This window comes from Seonamhaeicola sp. S2-3, assembly GCF_001971785.1.
Classification (GTDB): Bacteria; Bacteroidota; Bacteroidia; order Flavobacteriales; family Flavobacteriaceae; genus Seonamhaeicola.
In genome coordinates this window covers 3,044,330-3,063,264 of record NZ_CP019389.1, presented here as the reverse complement: position 1 = coordinate 3,063,264, position 18,935 = coordinate 3,044,330, and the positions used below count along the sequence as shown (strand labels likewise).

At 37.6% G+C, this 18,935-nt stretch carries 20 protein-coding genes; 14 read left to right on the top strand and 6 right to left on the bottom strand.

Translation table 11 applies throughout. The features are described from left to right. Positions 1-26: 26 nt before the first annotated feature. From BWZ22_RS13355 to BWZ22_RS16930, 3 genes are all read left to right on the top strand, one after another. A complete protein-coding gene (locus BWZ22_RS13355; RefSeq protein WP_076700758.1) occupies positions 27-419 on the top strand; it encodes a lipocalin family protein in 393 nt (130 codons plus the stop codon). A gap of 64 nt (positions 420-483) precedes the next feature. Further along, positions 484-627 carry a hypothetical protein gene (locus BWZ22_RS16935; protein WP_232225176.1) on the top strand — a complete coding sequence of 48 codons (144 nt, stop codon included), beginning with the start codon at positions 484-486 and terminating at the stop codon, positions 625-627. A 288-nt stretch (positions 628-915) separates the two neighbouring features. Continuing rightward, entirely contained in the window at positions 916-1,209 is a 294-nt protein-coding gene (locus tag BWZ22_RS16930) for a hypothetical protein (RefSeq protein ID WP_232225175.1), read from the top strand. A gap of 409 nt (positions 1,210-1,618) precedes the next feature. Here the strand turns inward: BWZ22_RS16930 and BWZ22_RS13345 are convergent, their stop codons facing one another. Further along, entirely contained in the window at positions 1,619-3,196 is a 1,578-nt protein-coding gene (locus BWZ22_RS13345) for an IS1182 family transposase (RefSeq protein WP_076697781.1), read from the bottom strand. Positions 3,197-3,392: 196 nt separating this feature from the next. Here BWZ22_RS13345 and BWZ22_RS13340 point away from each other — a divergent pair, with 196 nt between their 5' ends. Both BWZ22_RS13340 and BWZ22_RS13335 read left to right on the top strand, forming a co-directional pair. Next, on the top strand, positions 3,393-4,187 hold the full coding sequence (locus BWZ22_RS13340) for a hypothetical protein (protein WP_232225173.1): 795 nt from the start codon (positions 3,393-3,395) through the stop codon (positions 4,185-4,187). Between the two features lie 195 nt (positions 4,188-4,382). Continuing rightward, positions 4,383-5,357 (top strand): leucine-rich repeat domain-containing protein, encoded by a 975-nt coding sequence (locus BWZ22_RS13335; RefSeq protein ID WP_076700755.1) that lies wholly within the window; start codon positions 4,383-4,385, stop codon positions 5,355-5,357. A gap of 94 nt (positions 5,358-5,451) precedes the next feature. Here BWZ22_RS13335 and BWZ22_RS13330 read toward each other — a convergent pair whose 3' ends face one another. Further along, complete coding sequence (locus BWZ22_RS13330; RefSeq protein WP_076700743.1) at positions 5,452-7,029, bottom strand: IS1182 family transposase; 1,578 nt, start codon at positions 7,027-7,029, stop codon at positions 5,452-5,454. A 339-nt stretch (positions 7,030-7,368) separates the two neighbouring features. Between BWZ22_RS13330 and BWZ22_RS13325 the strand changes: the two genes are divergently transcribed. The 4 genes from BWZ22_RS13325 (at position 7,369) to BWZ22_RS13310 (ending at position 9,508) form a co-directional block, all read left to right on the top strand. Then, on the top strand, positions 7,369-7,908 hold the full coding sequence (locus BWZ22_RS13325) for a hypothetical protein (protein ID WP_157607972.1): 540 nt from the start codon (positions 7,369-7,371) through the stop codon (positions 7,906-7,908). 183 nt (positions 7,909-8,091) lie between these two features. Further along, entirely contained in the window at positions 8,092-8,445 is a 354-nt protein-coding gene (locus BWZ22_RS13320) for a SnoaL-like domain-containing protein (protein ID WP_076700750.1), read from the top strand. Then, positions 8,445-8,855: a DUF6157 family protein gene (locus BWZ22_RS13315; RefSeq protein ID WP_076700748.1), complete on the top strand. Its 411-nt coding sequence runs from the start codon at positions 8,445-8,447 to the stop codon at positions 8,853-8,855. Before BWZ22_RS13320 ends, BWZ22_RS13315 begins: the two co-directional genes overlap by 1 nt. A gap of 170 nt (positions 8,856-9,025) precedes the next feature. Next, a complete protein-coding gene (locus BWZ22_RS13310) occupies positions 9,026-9,508 on the top strand; it encodes a hypothetical protein (RefSeq protein ID WP_076700745.1) in 483 nt (160 codons plus the stop codon). Between the two features lie 93 nt (positions 9,509-9,601). On the opposite strand, the gene BWZ22_RS13305 is transcribed toward BWZ22_RS13310, so the two are convergent. Further along, positions 9,602-11,179, bottom strand: a complete 1,578-nt coding sequence (locus BWZ22_RS13305; RefSeq protein WP_076700743.1) for an IS1182 family transposase — start codon at positions 11,177-11,179, stop codon at positions 9,602-9,604. Positions 11,180-11,381: 202 nt separating this feature from the next. On the opposite strand from BWZ22_RS13305, the gene BWZ22_RS13295 reads away from it, so the two are divergent. Both BWZ22_RS13295 and def read left to right on the top strand, forming a co-directional pair. Then, positions 11,382-11,948, top strand: a complete 567-nt coding sequence (locus tag BWZ22_RS13295; RefSeq protein ID WP_073583490.1) for a Crp/Fnr family transcriptional regulator — start codon at positions 11,382-11,384, stop codon at positions 11,946-11,948. A 58-nt stretch (positions 11,949-12,006) separates the two neighbouring features. Beyond that, positions 12,007-12,588 carry a peptide deformylase gene (gene def / locus BWZ22_RS13290; RefSeq protein ID WP_076700739.1) on the top strand — a complete coding sequence of 194 codons (582 nt, stop codon included), beginning with the start codon at positions 12,007-12,009 and terminating at the stop codon, positions 12,586-12,588. A gap of 95 nt (positions 12,589-12,683) precedes the next feature. Here def and BWZ22_RS13285 read toward each other — a convergent pair whose 3' ends face one another. Beyond that, entirely contained in the window at positions 12,684-14,261 is a 1,578-nt protein-coding gene (locus BWZ22_RS13285) for an IS1182 family transposase (RefSeq protein ID WP_076697781.1), read from the bottom strand. A gap of 181 nt (positions 14,262-14,442) precedes the next feature. Continuing rightward, on the bottom strand, positions 14,443-15,321 hold the full coding sequence (locus tag BWZ22_RS13280; protein ID WP_076700737.1) for a DNA adenine methylase: 879 nt from the start codon (positions 15,319-15,321) through the stop codon (positions 14,443-14,445). A gap of 84 nt (positions 15,322-15,405) precedes the next feature. Here BWZ22_RS13280 and BWZ22_RS13275 point away from each other — a divergent pair, with 84 nt between their 5' ends. The 3 genes from BWZ22_RS13275 (at position 15,406) to BWZ22_RS16810 (ending at position 17,158) form a co-directional block, all read left to right on the top strand. Continuing rightward, the gene (locus BWZ22_RS13275) at positions 15,406-15,657 is read left to right on the top strand and encodes a helix-turn-helix domain-containing protein (protein ID WP_076700735.1); all 252 of its coding nucleotides are present in this window, start codon (positions 15,406-15,408) and stop codon (positions 15,655-15,657) included. Further along, positions 15,644-16,531, top strand: coding sequence for a hypothetical protein (locus tag BWZ22_RS13270; RefSeq protein WP_083692351.1), 888 nt, complete (start codon positions 15,644-15,646; stop codon positions 16,529-16,531). The genes BWZ22_RS13275 and BWZ22_RS13270 overlap by 14 nt, the downstream gene beginning before the upstream one ends. A gap of 90 nt (positions 16,532-16,621) precedes the next feature. Continuing rightward, positions 16,622-17,158, top strand: a complete 537-nt coding sequence (locus tag BWZ22_RS16810) for a hypothetical protein (RefSeq protein WP_198027621.1) — start codon at positions 16,622-16,624, stop codon at positions 17,156-17,158. Between the two features lie 98 nt (positions 17,159-17,256). Here BWZ22_RS16810 and BWZ22_RS13260 read toward each other — a convergent pair whose 3' ends face one another. Continuing rightward, the gene (locus BWZ22_RS13260; protein ID WP_076697781.1) at positions 17,257-18,834 is read right to left on the bottom strand and encodes an IS1182 family transposase; all 1,578 of its coding nucleotides are present in this window, start codon (positions 18,832-18,834) and stop codon (positions 17,257-17,259) included. Between the last annotated feature and the right edge of the window lie 101 nt (positions 18,835-18,935).

Here is an 18,935-nt window from a genome sequence, read left to right as displayed (position 1 = left end):
TTTTAAATTCTTTAAAAAACATCATTATGAAAAACTTAATTTCTTTTTTAGTAATCGCTTCTATATTATTAATGACTTGTTACGGTTGCAAAAACTCTAATGATCAATCAGTCATTGGAGTTTGGAAATATTCAAGAAGTTTTGAAAATGGGATTGAATATGAATTAGACAGTTGTGAAAAACAAGATCAGTTTGAATTTCTAGTAGACGGTACGTTTACAGAGAAATATTATTATCTTGACGAATCTAACAAGTGTGCTTTGGACGGAAAAAACACTGGTTCTTGGCGTAAAAAAGAAAAAGACACCTTTTTGATTGATTATGATGGAGAGGTCTTTAAAATTGTTTTACAAAAGAAAACCTTTTACTTAAAATATGAAGATGAAGTTATTAAGAAAGAAATTTACACAAAACAATAAGTAATTTATCTCATGTAATAATTACCAACATTTCTCGTTATTATTTATAATAAAAAATTAAATCATGAGCAAACAATATGAAACCGGACACGCCAAAAACGTAGCCAATCTACAGAAGCTAATTGAGCAAGTAACCGTCTATAACAACTACAACCCACCTGTAGAAAACCTAACAATAGCTAATTTACAAACTTTATACACTACCTAACTGGCAAAATTAGACGAAGTAGAAGAAAAACGAACTGCAAACAAATCTGCTATTCACAATCGTCAAGTAGCTTTCGAAAATTTAAAACCTCTTTGCACACGTATTGTAAACCACTTAGAAATTCTTGGTCTTTCAGAAGGAACACTTGACCAAGCAAAATCTCTAAACAGACTAATACAAGGAGGTAAGAAAAGTACAACAACCTCACCTGAAGAAAACGAAGAAGATAATAATACGGTTTCCACCTCTCGACAATCATATACCCAACAAGCTGATAACTTTGGAATTTTGTTACAGTTATTATCTACCATTACTAATTACAATCCCAATTTGGAAGAACTAAAACTAACAAACCTAACTACCTATCACGCATCCTTAATGACTGCCACCCAAGCCGTAGACCAAACCGAAGCTGAACTAAACGCAAAACTCATAGAACGAAACAATATGCTATATGCCGAAGGAACAGGCTTATACTCTATTGCCCAAAACGTTAAAAAATACGTAAAGAGTATTTACGGAGCCACCTCAGAAGAATATTCTAAAGTATCAAAGATTAAATTCAACAGCCGTAAAGTATAATATTCTATTGTAGAAAAATATTTGAGCACTATAAATGAATATTTTGCTAATGTTGAATTATAATCTGTCAATGCAAAACTATATTCTCTAAATGTTGAACTATATTTTAATAATGTAAAGAATAATTATAGTGATGTAAAGAATAATTATAATGATGTAAAATATATATCTACTGAGTTAAATTATAAATGAAGTAAGTTAAAAGATAAATATAATGAGTCGAGAAATAAATCCCACGCTTGCACAGCACATTGCAATCCTCGTACCTGCGGTTGCAAAGAGCTGTACCCCCAAACTGACAAACTGAACGGAAAAATAGCCTGCGTACAACATTGGTAACCGTTGCACAAGCCCATAATGTATCCTAAAATTATAATTAGAAACCGTCTTTTAAAGGCGGTTTCTGTTTTTATACACTTAAAAACTCTGGTGTTTTAAAAGGCTTTAAAAGCATGTTTATAACCTTGTAAAAGGTGTTTTTGGCACTAAAATAAAGCGTCTGTGCCCCTGCTCCGCTTTTAGTACGTTTTTCTATAAATTTCATATATTTTTTAAGGTTGTAGGCTATGGCAGAAAGTTGCATGCATTTATTGGCCTGCTCAATTCCAATGGTATTCACTTTTCTTAGGCCCATAAATTGTGTGAGCGTACCAAATACAGGTTCTACGGTGCTCTGCCTTTTTCCTTTCATATAACGCCCTTGGTTGCTTTCTACCCGGGCTATGTTACGCTCATATTCCGAGCGGTAATAGGTAACGGTAAACTTCTTTTCCTGTGCCGTTTTCCCTAGGCATGCAGTGCGTACTGGACAGTCCAAACACAACGGTTTTGAGCCGCGGTATTCCTTCTTCTTGGTGTTGTTCTTTTTTTCTATAAACACTTTTTTAAAGGGGATGATTTTGCCTTGAGAACATGTATAATAATCTTCCTTTTCGTGATAGGTAAATCCTTCTGGACCGCCCTTATAAGTGCCGTGAGCGGGTATAAAACTTTTTAGGCCTATTGCCTCTAGAAAGGCATAATTCTCGCCGCTGCTATAGCCCGTGTCGGCCACACAATTTTCCCAAACCAGTGCCGCTTTCCAAAGCCGTTGTTTTACCCGCTTAACGATATCTGGTAAATGCTGACTGTCTTTGCCATCGGCATGGTACGCTCTTATATCACTTATCACATGGTTTGCCGTATCTACTGTAAGTTGACTAAGGTAATTGAGTTTTCTTGCCTTTCCCGGTTTTACACTGATGCGCGCATCCGGATCGGTGGGACTGTAATGGGTCTTGTTACTGGTATAGCGACTGCCTTTAGCACCAGCTCCTGGACGTGCATCTTGATCCTTTGCCCATTTGGCATTACGCCTTTTTATGGCCTGTAATTCTTTCGTAGAAGCCGATAAGGTTTGTTGGTCTTTATCGGCCTTGTTTGCTTTAGATTGCCTTAAGGGCTTCTGTTTATCTCGATGGCTGATGTTACGAATTTCCCGAAGATGCCCTTCTAAATCCTCTTCTGGCACTTTCAGTTCTAAAGTATCCATAGAAGCATTGGCCTTTACAGGGGCGGAATCTATGGTCTGGGTATGGCCGGCAACCATACCTGCCGAGACACATAGCCCAAATATTTTTGTGAAAACAGATTCAAATACCGCTTCTGGAAATAGTTGGCGTGTACGGCTTATAGTAGAATGCCACGGTAATTCTTCGTCGATATCATAGCCTAAAAAATACAAGATATCCAAGCGCATGCTACAATGTGATATAAGCTTACGGTCGCTTGTTATATTTTCTAAATAACCAACCAAACATAGCTTAAAGAATACAACAGGGTCGATGCTTTTTTGTCCGCTTGATCCATAGAATTTCTGAGTCCTTTTGTAAAGGAAATTAAGGTCGATAGCTCCACGAAGACGTCGGTAGAAATTCTCTTCTGGTACGCGGTCGCTTAGCCTAAATTGATTGAATAGCTTTTCTTGAAATATTTTTGTGCCTTGCATTATTAAATATACGAAATTTCTGTATATTTAGCAAGTCTTGTGCAACAGGCACACCGTACAAAATTAATTGCTTGCTTCTAGCCTACTTACGAAAATCCTCTCGGATTTTCTTTGTCAGTAATTATTTAGTAAATTTAGTGCTTAAACCACGCAACTAACCTTGTACAAACACGTTGTGCGTCATGCGAAAAAACCAATGAAGAAAGAATGGATTGACATAATGAAACAAACAAAACGACTGAAACTAAGTCGTTGGCAGACTCTTGACCACTTTTTCATTGTGTTGTTCATTCTGTTTATTCCAGGCCTGACTCTTTTCAGTTTATTTGAAATCTATGTAACTGAGACTTATGACGGAGTGAGAACTGCAAACGAACTCATTTCGACAACTTGGCCATGGATAATTCCTGCAATTGCGTTTTACTTCATTCAGAAAAGACGACTAAGATTTAGAGAAGTAAAAGTTGAGTACACTGACCATGAATTTCAAGAAGCAATCGAAAGGACAGCAAAAGAGTATGAATGGCAAATCGAATTTAACAACGACCAAATATTCCGAGCATATCGACCTTGGAATTGGACAGGTAGTTGGGGTGAGATGATTACAATCATAAAAGACAAAGACCGACTTCTATTGAACAGTATTTGCGACCCGAACAAATGGAGTTCAGTAGCTTCATTTGGTTGGAACAGGAGAAATATTGACACTTTTCTCAAAAACCTTGTTGACGTAAAGAAAGGTATTCCTATTCAAGAAAAAATCGAGAAACCTGAAAAAGAGTGGACTTTTAAAAAGGTCATAATTCGACTTTTTGCTTATCCATTTTGTTTGTTTCTAATTGGTATTGGGTTTTATGCAATTTTCAATCCGGTCAATTGGAAAACACCATTGGCAGGAATTGGAGCAATGACTATAGCTGCAATTTACTTGTACACGGACTTAAAAATGATAATAAAAAATAAAAGCACGAACGCACAACATCGGCTATAGCAAATGCGGGCTGAATGCTCAAATATGAAGACATTACAAATAAATAAATTTACGGTAGGCGGACAAGTAAACGGTTTCAAAATCCCGCACTTGCCATAGCCAGGGCCGTTGCCACCAATTTGAATGAACATCAGAAATCCAATATATTCGTTTAGTATTATAGTCTTTCTTTTCGGAATTTTCATATTCTTTATTATGGGATTTTGGGGAATTGGAGCTATACTTTGGTTGTTTGGAATTTATTCAATTTTAGTATTAACAAGTTTTTTACTTAAAAAATTAAAAGTCAAATACCGACAAATTATTGAATGGACTTTAATATTTGTTTATGTTCTATCCCATACTTTGTACCATTTAAATTGGGACGTTGGAAGTGAAATTTATTTCACGAATGAAAATGAACCTTTTGTTGGAAAAAATCAGAGTTTTATAATAGTTTTCGGAATAGAAAACCAACCAAAACTTGAAAGTAATTATTTTACAAATAATAAAATCCTCATTCCCGAAAATGGAATTTTATTAACTTCTTCAAAAAAGGAAACATTTAAGCATAGATATAGTTTTCCTGTAGTTGGTAGTGGAGAAAAGTTTTCAGCCACTTACTTTGAGCAATATAATTGTTACGGAGAAAAAAATTACAAATTTAATTACGTTGTTGGAACAATAAGCGACTTGGGAGAAGTTGATTATAGATACAGAGATTCAATCGGAGATTTAATTTGCGAAAAACTCAAAAATGAAGAATTTAAAAACAATCTAAAAGTAGGTTATGAAAACGGAAATTATCTTGACCAAAAAGAGGTTTTAATAAATTATCAGAATTTGACTAAACTTCCAAACGGACTTTTAAAGTTGAGAAATCTTGAGTATTTAAATGTGCATTCTAATAAACTGAAAGTATTCCCTAAAAGTGTTTTAGAGTTTCCGAAACTTAAAAGACTGACAATTGGATATAATGAAATCAAAACAATTCCTGAATGGATTGGCGGAATTAAAAATTTAGAAAGTCTTGCAGTAAATGGAAATGATTTGACGTCAATTCCTGATACATTATTGACTTTGCCTAAACTGAATTATTTGTTAATAAGAGAAAATGATTTTAACGAATTGGAAATAAAAGAAACAATTAAAAAATTTGAACAAAAAGGAGTGAAAGTTCAATATGAATAAAAAAAACTGGTGGCAACACCGGTAACCGTTGCACAAGCCCATAATGAATCCTAAAATTATAATTAGAAACCGTCTTTAAAGGCGGTTTCTGTTTTTATAGACTTAAAAATCCTGGTGTTTTAAAAGGCTTTAAAAGCATGTTTATAAGGTTGTAAAAGGTATTTTTGAGACTAAAATAAAGCGCCTGTGCCCCTGCTCCGCTTTTAGTACGTTTTTCTATAAATTTCATATATTTTTTAAGGTTGTAGGCTATGGCAGAAAGTTGCATGCATTTATTGGCCTGCTCAATTCCAATGGTATTCACTTTTCTTAGGCCCATAAATTGTGTGAGCGTACCAAATACAGGTTCTACGGTGCTCTGCCGTTTTCCTTTCATATAACGCCCTTGGCTGCTTTCTACCCGGGCTATGTTACGCTCATATTCCGAGCGGTAATAGGTAACGGTAAACTTCTTTTCCTGTGCCGTTTTCCCTAGGCATGCAGTGCGTACTGGACAGTCCAAACACAACGGTTTTGAGCCGCGGTATTCCTTCTTCTTGGTGTTGTTCTTTTTTTCTATAAACACTTTTTTAAAGGGGATGATTTGGCCTTGAGGACATGTATAATAATCTTCCTTTTCGTGATAGGTAAATCCATCCGGACCGCCCTTATAAGTGCCGTGGGCGGGTATAAAACTTTTTAGGCCTATTGCCTCTAGAAAGGCATAATTCTCGCCGCTGCTATAGCCCGTGTCAGCCACACAATTTTCCCAAACCAGTGCCGTTTTCCAAAGCCGTTGTTTTACCCGCTTAACGATATCTGGTAAATGCTGACTGTCTTTGCCATCGGCATGGTACGCTTTTATATCGCTTATCACATGGTTTGCCGTATCTACTGTAAGCTGGCTAAGGTAATTGAGTTTTCTTGCCTTTCCCGGTTTTACACTGATGCGCGCATCCGGATCGGTGGGACTGTAATGGGTCTTGTTACTGGTATAGCGACTGCCTTTGGCACCAGCTCCTGGACGGGCATCTTGATCCTTTGCCCATTTGGCATTACGGCTTTTTATGGCTTGTAATTCTTTCGTAGAAGCCGATAAGGTTTGCTGTGCTTTATCGGCCTTGTTTGCTTTAGATTGCCTTAAGGGCTTCTGTTTATCTCGATGGCTGATGTTACGAATTTCCCGAAGATGCCCTTCTAAATCCTCTTCTGGTACTTTCAGTTCTAAAGTATCCATAGAAGCATTGGCCTTTACAGGTGCGGAATCTATGGTCTGGGTATGGCCGGCAACCATACCTGCCGAGACACATAGCTCAAATATTTTTGTGAAAACAGATTCAAATACCGCTTCTGGAAATAGTTGGCGTGTACGGCTTATAGTAGAATGCCACGGTAGTTCTTCGTCGATATCATAGCCTAAAAAATACAGGATATCCAAGCGCATGCTACAATGTGGTATGAGCTTGCGGTCGCTTGTTATATTTTCTAAATAACCAACTAGGCACAGCTTAAAGAATACAACAGGGTCGATGCTTTTTTGTCCGCTATCCCCATAATATGGGCGCGTGAGCTTATATAGAAATTCTAGGTCTAGAACCTCTTTTAATCGTCTGTAGAAATTGTGCTCTGGTACGCGTTCGCTTAGCCTAAATTGATTGAATAGCTTTTCTTGAAATATTTTTGTGCCTTGCATTATTAAATATACGAAATTTCTGTATATTTAGCAAGTCTTGTGCAACAGGCACACCGTATATAATTTATTGCTAGTTCTAGCCTATTTACGAAAATCCTCGCGGATTTTCTATTCGGTTTTTATTTGCTAAATTAGGTGCTTAAAACACGCAACAAACCATATACAAACACGTTATGGGCAAGTTAAAGAAACGACACAACGGGATGACACAGACAAGAGAATCACCACTTATTGGGTTTTTAAAAAATCGGAGATAAAAAAAATGTGGAGACAGTGACCACACGAAAAAACGGGACTAAAACGAAAAGTCTGAATATCAAAAATTTAAATTTAAACAAAATGAAAAAATTACTACTAGTACTATTATCTTTCTTAGCGTTTAATTTAAGCTATGGACAAACTGACTCAAAGGAAAAAGAACTGAGCAATGCGGAAAAATTTTCTTCAAAATCAGGAACATTAATTGAAAAAGAATTTCTTGATGTTGGGACTTTGAAAAAAGCCGAAATTAAAGTAATTCATTACACTGACCTAATTTCAAATGAATCCGTTAGTGCCTTACGGTTTGAATACGAAGTAGCAAGTAGCTACTCGTCTGACACTAAAGTTGCTTCTCTAGATGCGGATGAAATTGATGGATTGATAAAGTCAATTAAAATGATGCAAGAAAAGGTTTTCACATCTTCACCGACAAATTATACTGAAGTTACGTATAAAAGTCGTGGTGGATTTGAAGCAGGATGCTATTGGAGCAAAGGCGATTGGGGAACATATTTGAAGCTAGAAAAATATGACGGTAAATCTTATGTTTTTCTGAAAAAGGATGATTTTCCAGAACTTTTGACTCTTTTAGAAAAAGCAAAAACGTTGATGAAATAAAACCAGCCCATAACAGCACCTAAGAAAACATGGGGCGGACAGTAGTTTCCGCAAGGTTCGTTCTTCTTGGCAAGCTTTATCACGAGCGGACAGGAAAGTGCTTCGAAAGCCCCACGTTTCTTAGCTGCAAACCGTTAGCGGTCATTGTAGGATGACGTTTCAAATAGACAAAAAACAATTAAAATGAAAACATTCACAGAAACAGTAAAAGAGTTTAACTCTCTTGTTCAGCAGTATAAATTTATTGAAGCTGTTGATAAGTTCTATGACCAAGACATTATTTCAACAGACAACAGTAATGAACCAACCAAAGGAATGGAAAATTTCCGAAAGGCGGTTGAAAATTTTGTTTTGAATTCAGAAATAGAAAAACTCGAATTACTTTCGTCAATTGTCGAAGAAAATTTATCAGTTGCTCATTGGCACTACATTTTTACACATAAAAAGTTTGGTAGACTTGACTACAAACAAATATCGGTTCAGCAATGGAAGAATAGCAAAATTATTCAAGAAAATCACTTTTATAATTTAGGATAATGAAAGTTCACACTACAAATTATTTTGACACTTTTATTGAAGTGGCAGAAGACACCAAAGCAGATTGTGGGACGAAACCACCAGCAAAAGCAAAGAAGAGTATTGCCGAAATGCAATATGAACTGATTATGAGAAATCCATACAAATATACTTCTGACGATATATTATTTCAGGTATTTGCAGACAAAAATGATTTGACCAAAGCAGAATACAAACAAGCAAGAGAGCAATTTTTCTCAAAGGGACAACCTTGTTTAAGGGCATCGGCTTTAACAAAAACATACGGCTTTGGTGTTCATTGTGACAGTAACGGAAAAATTGCAATCTATGGAGTGGAAACGCCAGAATACGAAGAGTTTATTAACGATAGAAATTTGAAAAAAGTGAAAGCAATGCGTTCGAAAAGGTAATATGAAAACAACGAACCGCCAACAACGGCTATACGTAATGCAGGTTTTGGTACTAAATTGAAAGTGAATGAATATTAACAAACATAACGGCAGACTGAAAGGAAAGTGCTTATTAATCCCGCACTACGCATAGCCAAACCGTTGGGCACAATTAAAAAAAACAGGATTCAATGAAAAATAGAATAATATTAATAAGTATTTTAATCGGACTTATCTCATTTGTAAAAGTTTATTCTCAAGATGAAAATCTGACAAAAACTGAATATAAAACTATCGCAGAAGGAACTGACTCGCCAATTCCTGACTTACAAATTGTTTGTTTTAATAAGTATTTTAACAAAGACTATTTACCCGCTGATTTTAGAAAAAAATATAATCTCGACGACAAAACCCTTTATAAAAAGAAAATGTTGGTCGAGATTTTCCAATCTGACAAAAACAAAAAGGGATTTGACAAAATTGAACTCATCGGAATTAAGGAAAATGACAAAAAACTTGTTGTCGAATATAATCTTGTGAATTCAAATACAGAAAATGACAATAAGGAATTATCACCTTTTTTAATTGTTCAAGTTCCGAAATCAAAAAAGGAAATAAAGTTTATAGTCAACGGTACTGAATTAGGAAAAGCAACTGAACTTTATGTAGATTAAAATAACTGTGCCCAACACAGGTAACCGTTGCACAAGCCCATAATGAATCCTAAAATTATAATTAGAAACCGTCTTTAAAGGCGGTTTCTGTTTTTATAGACTTAAAAATCCTGGTGTTTTAAAAGGCTTTAAAAGCATGTTTATAAGGTTGTAAAAGGTATTTTTGAGACTAAAATAAAGCGCCTGTGCCCCTGCTCCGCTTTTAGTACGTTTTTCTATAAATTTCATATATTTTTTAAGGTTGTAGGCTATGGCAGAAAGTTGCATGCATTTATTGGCCTGCTCAATTCCAATGGTATTCACTTTTCTTAGGCCCATAAATTGTGTGAGCGTACCAAATACAGGTTCTACGGTGCTCTGCCGTTTTCCTTTCATATAACGCCCTTGGCTGCTTTCTACCCGGGCTATGTTACGCTCATATTCCGAGCGGTAATAGGTAACGGTAAACTTCTTTTCCTGTGCCGTTTTCCCTAGGCATGCAGTGCGTACTGGACAGTCCAAACACAACGGTTTTGAGCCGCGGTATTCCTTCTTCTTGGTGTTGTTCTTTTTTTCTATAAACACTTTTTTAAAGGGGATGATTTGGCCTTGAGGACATGTATAATAATCTTCCTTTTCGTGATAGGTAAATCCATCCGGACCGCCCTTATAAGTGCCGTGGGCGGGTATAAAACTTTTTAGGCCTATTGCCTCTAGAAAGGCATAATTCTCGCCGCTGCTATAGCCCGTGTCAGCCACACAATTTTCCCAAACCAGTGCCGTTTTCCAAAGCCGTTGTTTTACCCGCTTAACGATATCTGGTAAATGCTGACTGTCTTTGCCATCGGCATGGTACGCTTTTATATCGCTTATCACATGGTTTGCCGTATCTACTGTAAGCTGGCTAAGGTAATTGAGTTTTCTTGCCTTTCCCGGTTTTACACTGATGCGCGCATCCGGATCGGTGGGACTGTAATGGGTCTTGTTACTGGTATAGCGACTGCCTTTGGCACCAGCTCCTGGACGGGCATCTTGATCCTTTGCCCATTTGGCATTACGGCTTTTTATGGCTTGTAATTCTTTCGTAGAAGCCGATAAGGTTTGCTGTGCTTTATCGGCCTTGTTTGCTTTAGATTGCCTTAAGGGCTTCTGTTTATCTCGATGGCTGATGTTACGAATTTCCCGAAGATGCCCTTCTAAATCCTCTTCTGGTACTTTCAGTTCTAAAGTATCCATAGAAGCATTGGCCTTTACAGGTGCGGAATCTATGGTCTGGGTATGGCCGGCAACCATACCTGCCGAGACACATAGCTCAAATATTTTTGTGAAAACAGATTCAAATACCGCTTCTGGAAATAGTTGGCGTGTACGGCTTATAGTAGAATGCCACGGTAGTTCTTCGTCGATATCATAGCCTAAAAAATACAGGATATCCAAGCGCATGCTACAATGTGGTATGAGCTTGCGGTCGCTTGTTATATTTTCTAAATAACCAACTAGGCACAGCTTAAAGAATACAACAGGGTCGATGCTTTTTTGTCCGCTATCCCCATAATATGGGCGCGTGAGCTTATATAGAAATTCTAGGTCTAGAACCTCTTTTAATCGTCTGTAGAAATTGTGCTCTGGTACGCGTTCGCTTAGCCTAAATTGATTGAATAGCTTTTCTTGAAATATTTTTGTGCCTTGCATTATTAAATATACGAAATTTCTGTATATTTAGCAAGTCTTGTGCAACAGGCACAATGGCTATAAGTAATTGCTTGTTCTCGCCTACTTCTGAAAATCCTTGCGGATTTTCAGTTTGGTGTGTACTTACAAAGTTTCGTGCTAATCCACGCAACTACTCATAGCCGAGACCGTTAGGTGCAAGCAGAACAAAAAACCGTCAAAAATGGGACACATAAGAGAATACTATGAAAGAATCGTAAAGCTACAAGAATCGGAATGGGAATTTATAGCTTCACATTTTGACAGAAAAGTGTTTGCCAAAAACCAAATCATCACACGGCAGGGCGAAACGGAAAATTACCTTTCATTCGTTGAAACGGGCATCGTTCGGTTCTACATTCCCGATGATGAAAACGAACTGACTTTTAATTTCAGTTTCGACAAAGAATTTACCTGTGCTTACGACTCTTTTCTCACGCAAACACCGTCCGAATACGAATTACAGGCATTGACGGAAACCGTTGTTTGGCAAATTTCCTTTGACGATTTGCAAAAAGTGTATGCCCAGACCAAAGTTGGGAATTATTTAGGACGCTTCGCTTCCGAAAAATTGTTTTTGGCTAAAAGCAAACGTGAATTGTCCTTGCTTAAATACAATGCGAAAGAGCGTTATTTAAGACTGTTCAGCGAACAGCCCGACATTTTAAAATTCATTCCGCTAAAATACGTGGCTTCCTACATCGGAATAACGCCACAGGGCTTGAGCCGTATTCGCAGACAGATTACTTAACATAGGTTCATTGCCAACCTTGTTCATTCTTTGGAACTTTGCGATAAAAAGCAAAGGAATGAAACGACCTATTTTAGCATACGGACACAGCATTTTAAAACAAAAGTGCAACGACATCGAAAAGAATTATCCCGAGTTGAACAAGCTAATAGCCGATATGTGGGAAACAATGAAAAACGCCAATGGTTGCGGATTGGCTTCGCCACAAATCGGACTTCCGATAAGACTTTTTGTAGTGGACAGTAAAACAACTTTTGAAAATCTTGACGAAGCGGACAGGGAAATCTATTTTGACAAAGACGACAAAGGAATAATGGAAACTTTTATCAACGCAAAAATCATTGAACGTTCCGCAGAGCTTTGGGAAGACGAAGAAGGCTGTTTAAGTATCCCAAATTTATCGCAAAAAGTAAAAAGACCTTGGACGATTAGCATAGAATATTACAACAAAGATTTTGACTTTCAAACAAAGACATTTAGCGGAACGACCGCAAGAATGATACAGCACGAATACGACCACACAGAAGGAATTTTGTATCTTGACTATCTAAAACCATTGACCAGAAGGCTGATGGAATCCAAACTTAAAAAGATTGCAAAAGGACAGATAAAGACGAAATATCCAATGAAATTCGTGTAAAAATGCCAGCACCTAACAATGGTAACCGTTGCACAAGCCCATAATGTATCCTAAAATTATAATTAGAAACCGTCTTTTAAAGGCGGTTTCTGTTTTTATACACTTAAAAACTCTGGTGTTTTAAAAGGCTTTAAAAGCATGTTTATAACCTTGTAAAAGGTGTTTTTGGCACTAAAATAAAGCGTCTGTGCCCCTGCTCCGCTTTTAGTACGTTTTTCTATAAATTTCATATATTTTTTAAGGTTGTAGGCTATGGCAGAAAGTTGCATGCATTTATTGGCCTGCTCAATTCCAATGGTATTCACTTTTCTTAGGCCCATAAATTGTGTGAGCGTACCAAATACAGGTTCTACGGTGCTCTGCCTTTTTCCTTTCATATAACGCCCTTGGTTGCTTTCTACCCGGGCTATGTTACGCTCATATTCCGAGCGGTAATAGGTAACGGTAAACTTCTTTTCCTGTGCCGTTTTCCCTAGGCATGCAGTGCGTACTGGACAGTCCAAACACAACGGTTTTGAGCCGCGGTATTCCTTCTTCTTGGTGTTGTTCTTTTTTTCTATAAACACTTTTTTAAAGGGGATGATTTTGCCTTGAGAACATGTATAATAATCTTCCTTTTCGTGATAGGTAAATCCTTCTGGACCGCCCTTATAAGTGCCGTGAGCGGGTATAAAACTTTTTAGGCCTATTGCCTCTAGAAAGGCATAATTCTCGCCGCTGCTATAGCCCGTGTCGGCCACACAATTTTCCCAAACCAGTGCCGCTTTCCAAAGCCGTTGTTTTACCCGCTTAACGATATCTGGTAAATGCTGACTGTCTTTGCCATCGGCATGGTACGCTCTTATATCACTTATCACATGGTTTGCCGTATCTACTGTAAGTTGACTAAGGTAATTGAGTTTTCTTGCCTTTCCCGGTTTTACACTGATGCGCGCATCCGGATCGGTGGGACTGTAATGGGTCTTGTTACTGGTATAGCGACTGCCTTTAGCACCAGCTCCTGGACGTGCATCTTGATCCTTTGCCCATTTGGCATTACGCCTTTTTATGGCCTGTAATTCTTTCGTAGAAGCCGATAAGGTTTGTTGGTCTTTATCGGCCTTGTTTGCTTTAGATTGCCTTAAGGGCTTCTGTTTATCTCGATGGCTGATGTTACGAATTTCCCGAAGATGCCCTTCTAAATCCTCTTCTGGCACTTTCAGTTCTAAAGTATCCATAGAAGCATTGGCCTTTACAGGGGCGGAATCTATGGTCTGGGTATGGCCGGCAACCATACCTGCCGAGACACATAGCCCAAATATTTTTGTGAAAACAGATTCAAATACCGCTTCTGGAAATAGTTGGCGTGTACGGCTTATAGTAGAATGCCACGGTAATTCTTCGTCGATATCATAGCCTAAAAAATACAAGATATCCAAGCGCATGCTACAATGTGATATAAGCTTACGGTCGCTTGTTATATTTTCTAAATAACCAACCAAACATAGCTTAAAGAATACAACAGGGTCGATGCTTTTTTGTCCGCTTGATCCATAGAATTTCTGAGTCCTTTTGTAAAGGAAATTAAGGTCGATAGCTCCACGAAGACGTCGGTAGAAATTCTCTTCTGGTACGCGGTCGCTTAGCCTAAATTGATTGAATAGCTTTTCTTGAAATATTTTTGTGCCTTGCATTATTAAATATACGAAATTTCTGTATATTTAGCAAGTCTTGTGCAACAGGCACAATGTGTATAAGCAATAGCGGGGAAAGTGCCAAAACCAAAGTTTCTGCTTTTTAGCTATCTTTGTGCTAAACCGAACAGTTAGTGCATAAAACCCGCCACTGCTCATACACTTGACCGTTGGCGTGCATTTAAAGAGAATAGTTTAACAGTAAACGATCAGAGACCATTTCAGACTCTAAAGTTTGACCTTCCATTTGGAATCTTCTCAACATAGAACGACCGACAGAAACGAACATTTCTTCCTCAAAAAGACCTTTGGGAATTGGCAAATCACACAAATAATTTCCTGACTTTTTGTTTCCGTCAATGCTAAGAGCGACACGAACACCTTTTGATTTAGCATAATCTATTGATTCCAAAAGTTCTTCAAGTTTGAATGCTTGTGCTCCGTACAAAATACTCTGACTATGACTATATGGTGGGTCACAATAAATCAAATCTCCGGGTTGAGCCATTTCAAAAATCTCCTTGTAGTCAACATTCAAGAAATTAACGTTTTTCATTCTTATAGACCAATCTTTTACTCTTTTCCGAAATGTTTCAACGGGAATTGGTGTGTGTGCCCCACAAGGCGTACTCATATATCCGTCTGCTTTTCTAAACCGTACAATTCCACCATAGCACGAACGGGTTAAGTAAAGAAAATCTGCCCCATTGTGTTTAGAATTAAAAGATGCCAAAACACTATTATAAACGACTTTTTTGTCCTCGGTATCAAGTCTATTGCGTCTTTCAGCATACCAATCTACTAATTCATTCGGGTCGTCTTTTAACTTCTGCCAAATCTCGACTAAGGGAGCAAAAATATCAGAACCAACCCCTGATGTTGGTGCAACAGTTGCCATTACTGCCCCACTTCCTAAGAATGGTTCATAGAAAGTACCAAAGTCAGCAGGAAAACACTTAGTGATTTCACCAGCGAATTTCTGCTTATTCCCAACCCATTTTAGCAATTGTGATTTGGGTGGTGTGTATGTAGCGAACTTGGAATCAAGAGACAGTTGCATAGAGTTTAATTTTTGTCAAATCTAAGAAGAATTGTGCTAATATCCTATTTTGGGTTATCCTAAAATAGGATATAATTTGGCGGTGTGAAAAAGACTATTCATAGCAAAGAATACAGAGTTTTACTTGAAACCCTCTACAGTCTTAGGGTTGGCAATAATTTACTTCAATCTCAACTAGCTCAGAAGTTAGAAGTGCCCCAGTCATTTATTAGCAAAATAGAAAGTGGCGAAAGACGAATTGACCTAGTTGAGTTAAAGGAAATAGTAGAAGCTATGAATTCCACTTTGCTTGACTTCATTAAAGAATACTTAAAAAGATTAGATGCTACCGAATAACAAATACAAAGACCTTGACCTAGAGTTTTGGGCAAATATCAAGTTGCTTAATCAAAGATTGGGTTATGCAGAAAGAAAATCAAAAAAGAATCCTAATCCAGGCTTTGTTGTTCCTACTGTTGAACAAATTCTCAAAGTATTCAAAGACGAAGGATTGAACCCTGAAAGACTTGTAAAGGATAATAAACTGACCGAGTTTGGCCTACTTCTCCAAGAGTATATGCAATACAGGGGTAATGTTTTGACCAACGAGATTGAACCGAACCTGATGAATAAGGATCAAGCCAAAACTCTATTTGAGACCAAGAGAACAGAATTGAAACCAACGTGTCCACTCCCAATGAATAAGCAAAAGGGTGAAAAGCGGGATCACGCTTTTTTGACAGGTTTAGTGAATATGTTGGTTGAAGCAAACAAAGGAAAATTTGATTGTGACTATGACCCAAGGGAATTAACCGCATTGACAATTGACAAATTTCCTGTTAGAACTCTATCCAGACGAGTTGACGGAGCATTCCCAAATATTGTGGATCCAAAAGCAATATGGGAAATAAAGGAATACTACTATACAACAACATTCGGAAGCAGGGTTGCAGACGGAGTTTATGAAACACAATTGGACGGATGGGAACTTTGGGAAGCAAAGACAAATCTTGGAAGAGAAGTCAAACACTATTTAATAGTTGACGATTATTACACTTGGTGGACTTGTGGTCGCTCTTATCTCTGTCGACTTATAGATTCAATGCACATGGGATTAGTCACAGAAGTGATTTTCGGAAAAGAAGTAATAGATAGAATTCCTGCTCTAGTTAAAGAATGGACAGAATATGAAAATGGTCAAACTGAATTACCATTAGCTGCTGAACCATAAAAAAGAAAAAAACGACACGCCAACAAGGTATATAGTGCATAGCCGCCCTGCGGGACGGCAACGCACCATATACAGACCGTTGTAAAACATTTGAGAGAAACATTGGGTAACGAAAATCAACATAGAGAATTAAATGGAATTGAAGGAGAAATTTATCTTTCTTCTTGGAATGAATTTGAAAACAAAAAAAGTGATTTTCTTTTTGAATATTCAATAGGTGGAGATTCTATTTTAGAAACTGAAGAAATAAAAACCTATCAACACAAAGCGAATGAATATCTTATAAAAAACGAAGAGGGAATCAAAAACGAAATTCTCAATGCTTTAGTAATTAAATATCCTGAAATTCAAGACATATACGATTTTGAACCTGATGAAAAAAAAGAACTAATGCCTGATGTTATTGACCCAAATGATTTCAAAAAACTTATTGAATTAATCCGAATACACTTTTTGAATATTAAAAAAGATGATATTGGATATATTGGTTTTGAATTCGATTGCAAATGGGATATTGAACACGGATTAGGAATAATGATACATAAAAACAGAATTATTAAAATTGGTGGAGCTGACACGTCTTTTATGGAATGGATTGCTGAAGAAGACTTATTAAACGAGGAATGAAACAAAAAACGTTTTACAACAACGGTAACCGTTGCACAAGCCCATAATGTATCCTAAAATTATAATTAGAAACCGTCTTTTAAAGGCGGTTTCTGTTTTTATACACTTAAAAACTCTGGTGTTTTAAAAGGCTTTAAAAGCATGTTTATAACCTTGTAAAAGGTGTTTTTGGCACTAAAATAAAGCGTCTGTGCCCCTGCTCCGCTTTTAGTACGTTTTTCTATAAATTTCATATATTTTTTAAGGTTGTAGGCTATGGCAGAAAGTTGCATGCATTTATTGGCCTGCTCAATTCCAATGGTATTCACTTTTCTTAGGCCCATAAATTGTGTGAGCGTACCAAATACAGGTTCTACGGTGCTCTGCCTTTTTCCTTTCATATAACGCCCTTGGTTGCTTTCTACCCGGGCTATGTTACGCTCATATTCCGAGCGGTAATAGGTAACGGTAAACTTCTTTTCCTGTGCCGTTTTCCCTAGGCATGCAGTGCGTACTGGACAGTCCAAACACAACGGTTTTGAGCCGCGGTATTCCTTCTTCTTGGTGTTGTTCTTTTTTTCTATAAACACTTTTTTAAAGGGGATGATTTTGCCTTGAGAACATGTATAATAATCTTCCTTTTCGTGATAGGTAAATCCTTCTGGACCGCCCTTATAAGTGCCGTGAGCGGGTATAAAACTTTTTAGGCCTATTGCCTCTAGAAAGGCATAATTCTCGCCGCTGCTATAGCCCGTGTCGGCCACACAATTTTCCCAAACCAGTGCCGCTTTCCAAAGCCGTTGTTTTACCCGCTTAACGATATCTGGTAAATGCTGACTGTCTTTGCCATCGGCATGGTACGCTCTTATATCACTTATCACATGGTTTGCCGTATCTACTGTAAGTTGACTAAGGTAATTGAGTTTTCTTGCCTTTCCCGGTTTTACACTGATGCGCGCATCCGGATCGGTGGGACTGTAATGGGTCTTGTTACTGGTATAGCGACTGCCTTTAGCACCAGCTCCTGGACGTGCATCTTGATCCTTTGCCCATTTGGCATTACGCCTTTTTATGGCCTGTAATTCTTTCGTAGAAGCCGATAAGGTTTGTTGGTCTTTATCGGCCTTGTTTGCTTTAGATTGCCTTAAGGGCTTCTGTTTATCTCGATGGCTGATGTTACGAATTTCCCGAAGATGCCCTTCTAAATCCTCTTCTGGCACTTTCAGTTCTAAAGTATCCATAGAAGCATTGGCCTTTACAGGGGCGGAATCTATGGTCTGGGTATGGCCGGCAACCATACCTGCCGAGACACATAGCCCAAATATTTTTGTGAAAACAGATTCAAATACCGCTTCTGGAAATAGTTGGCGTGTACGGCTTATAGTAGAATGCCACGGTAATTCTTCGTCGATATCATAGCCTAAAAAATACAAGATATCCAAGCGCATGCTACAATGTGATATAAGCTTACGGTCGCTTGTTATATTTTCTAAATAACCAACCAAACATAGCTTAAAGAATACAACAGGGTCGATGCTTTTTTGTCCGCTTGATCCATAGAATTTCTGAGTCCTTTTGTAAAGGAAATTAAGGTCGATAGCTCCACGAAGACGTCGGTAGAAATTCTCTTCTGGTACGCGGTCGCTTAGCCTAAATTGATTGAATAGCTTTTCTTGAAATATTTTTGTGCCTTGCATTATTAAATATACGAAATTTCTGTATATTTAGCAAGTCTTGTGCAACAGGCACACCGTGTATAATTAATTGCTTTGGCAAGTGCTTATTTGGAAAATTCCTT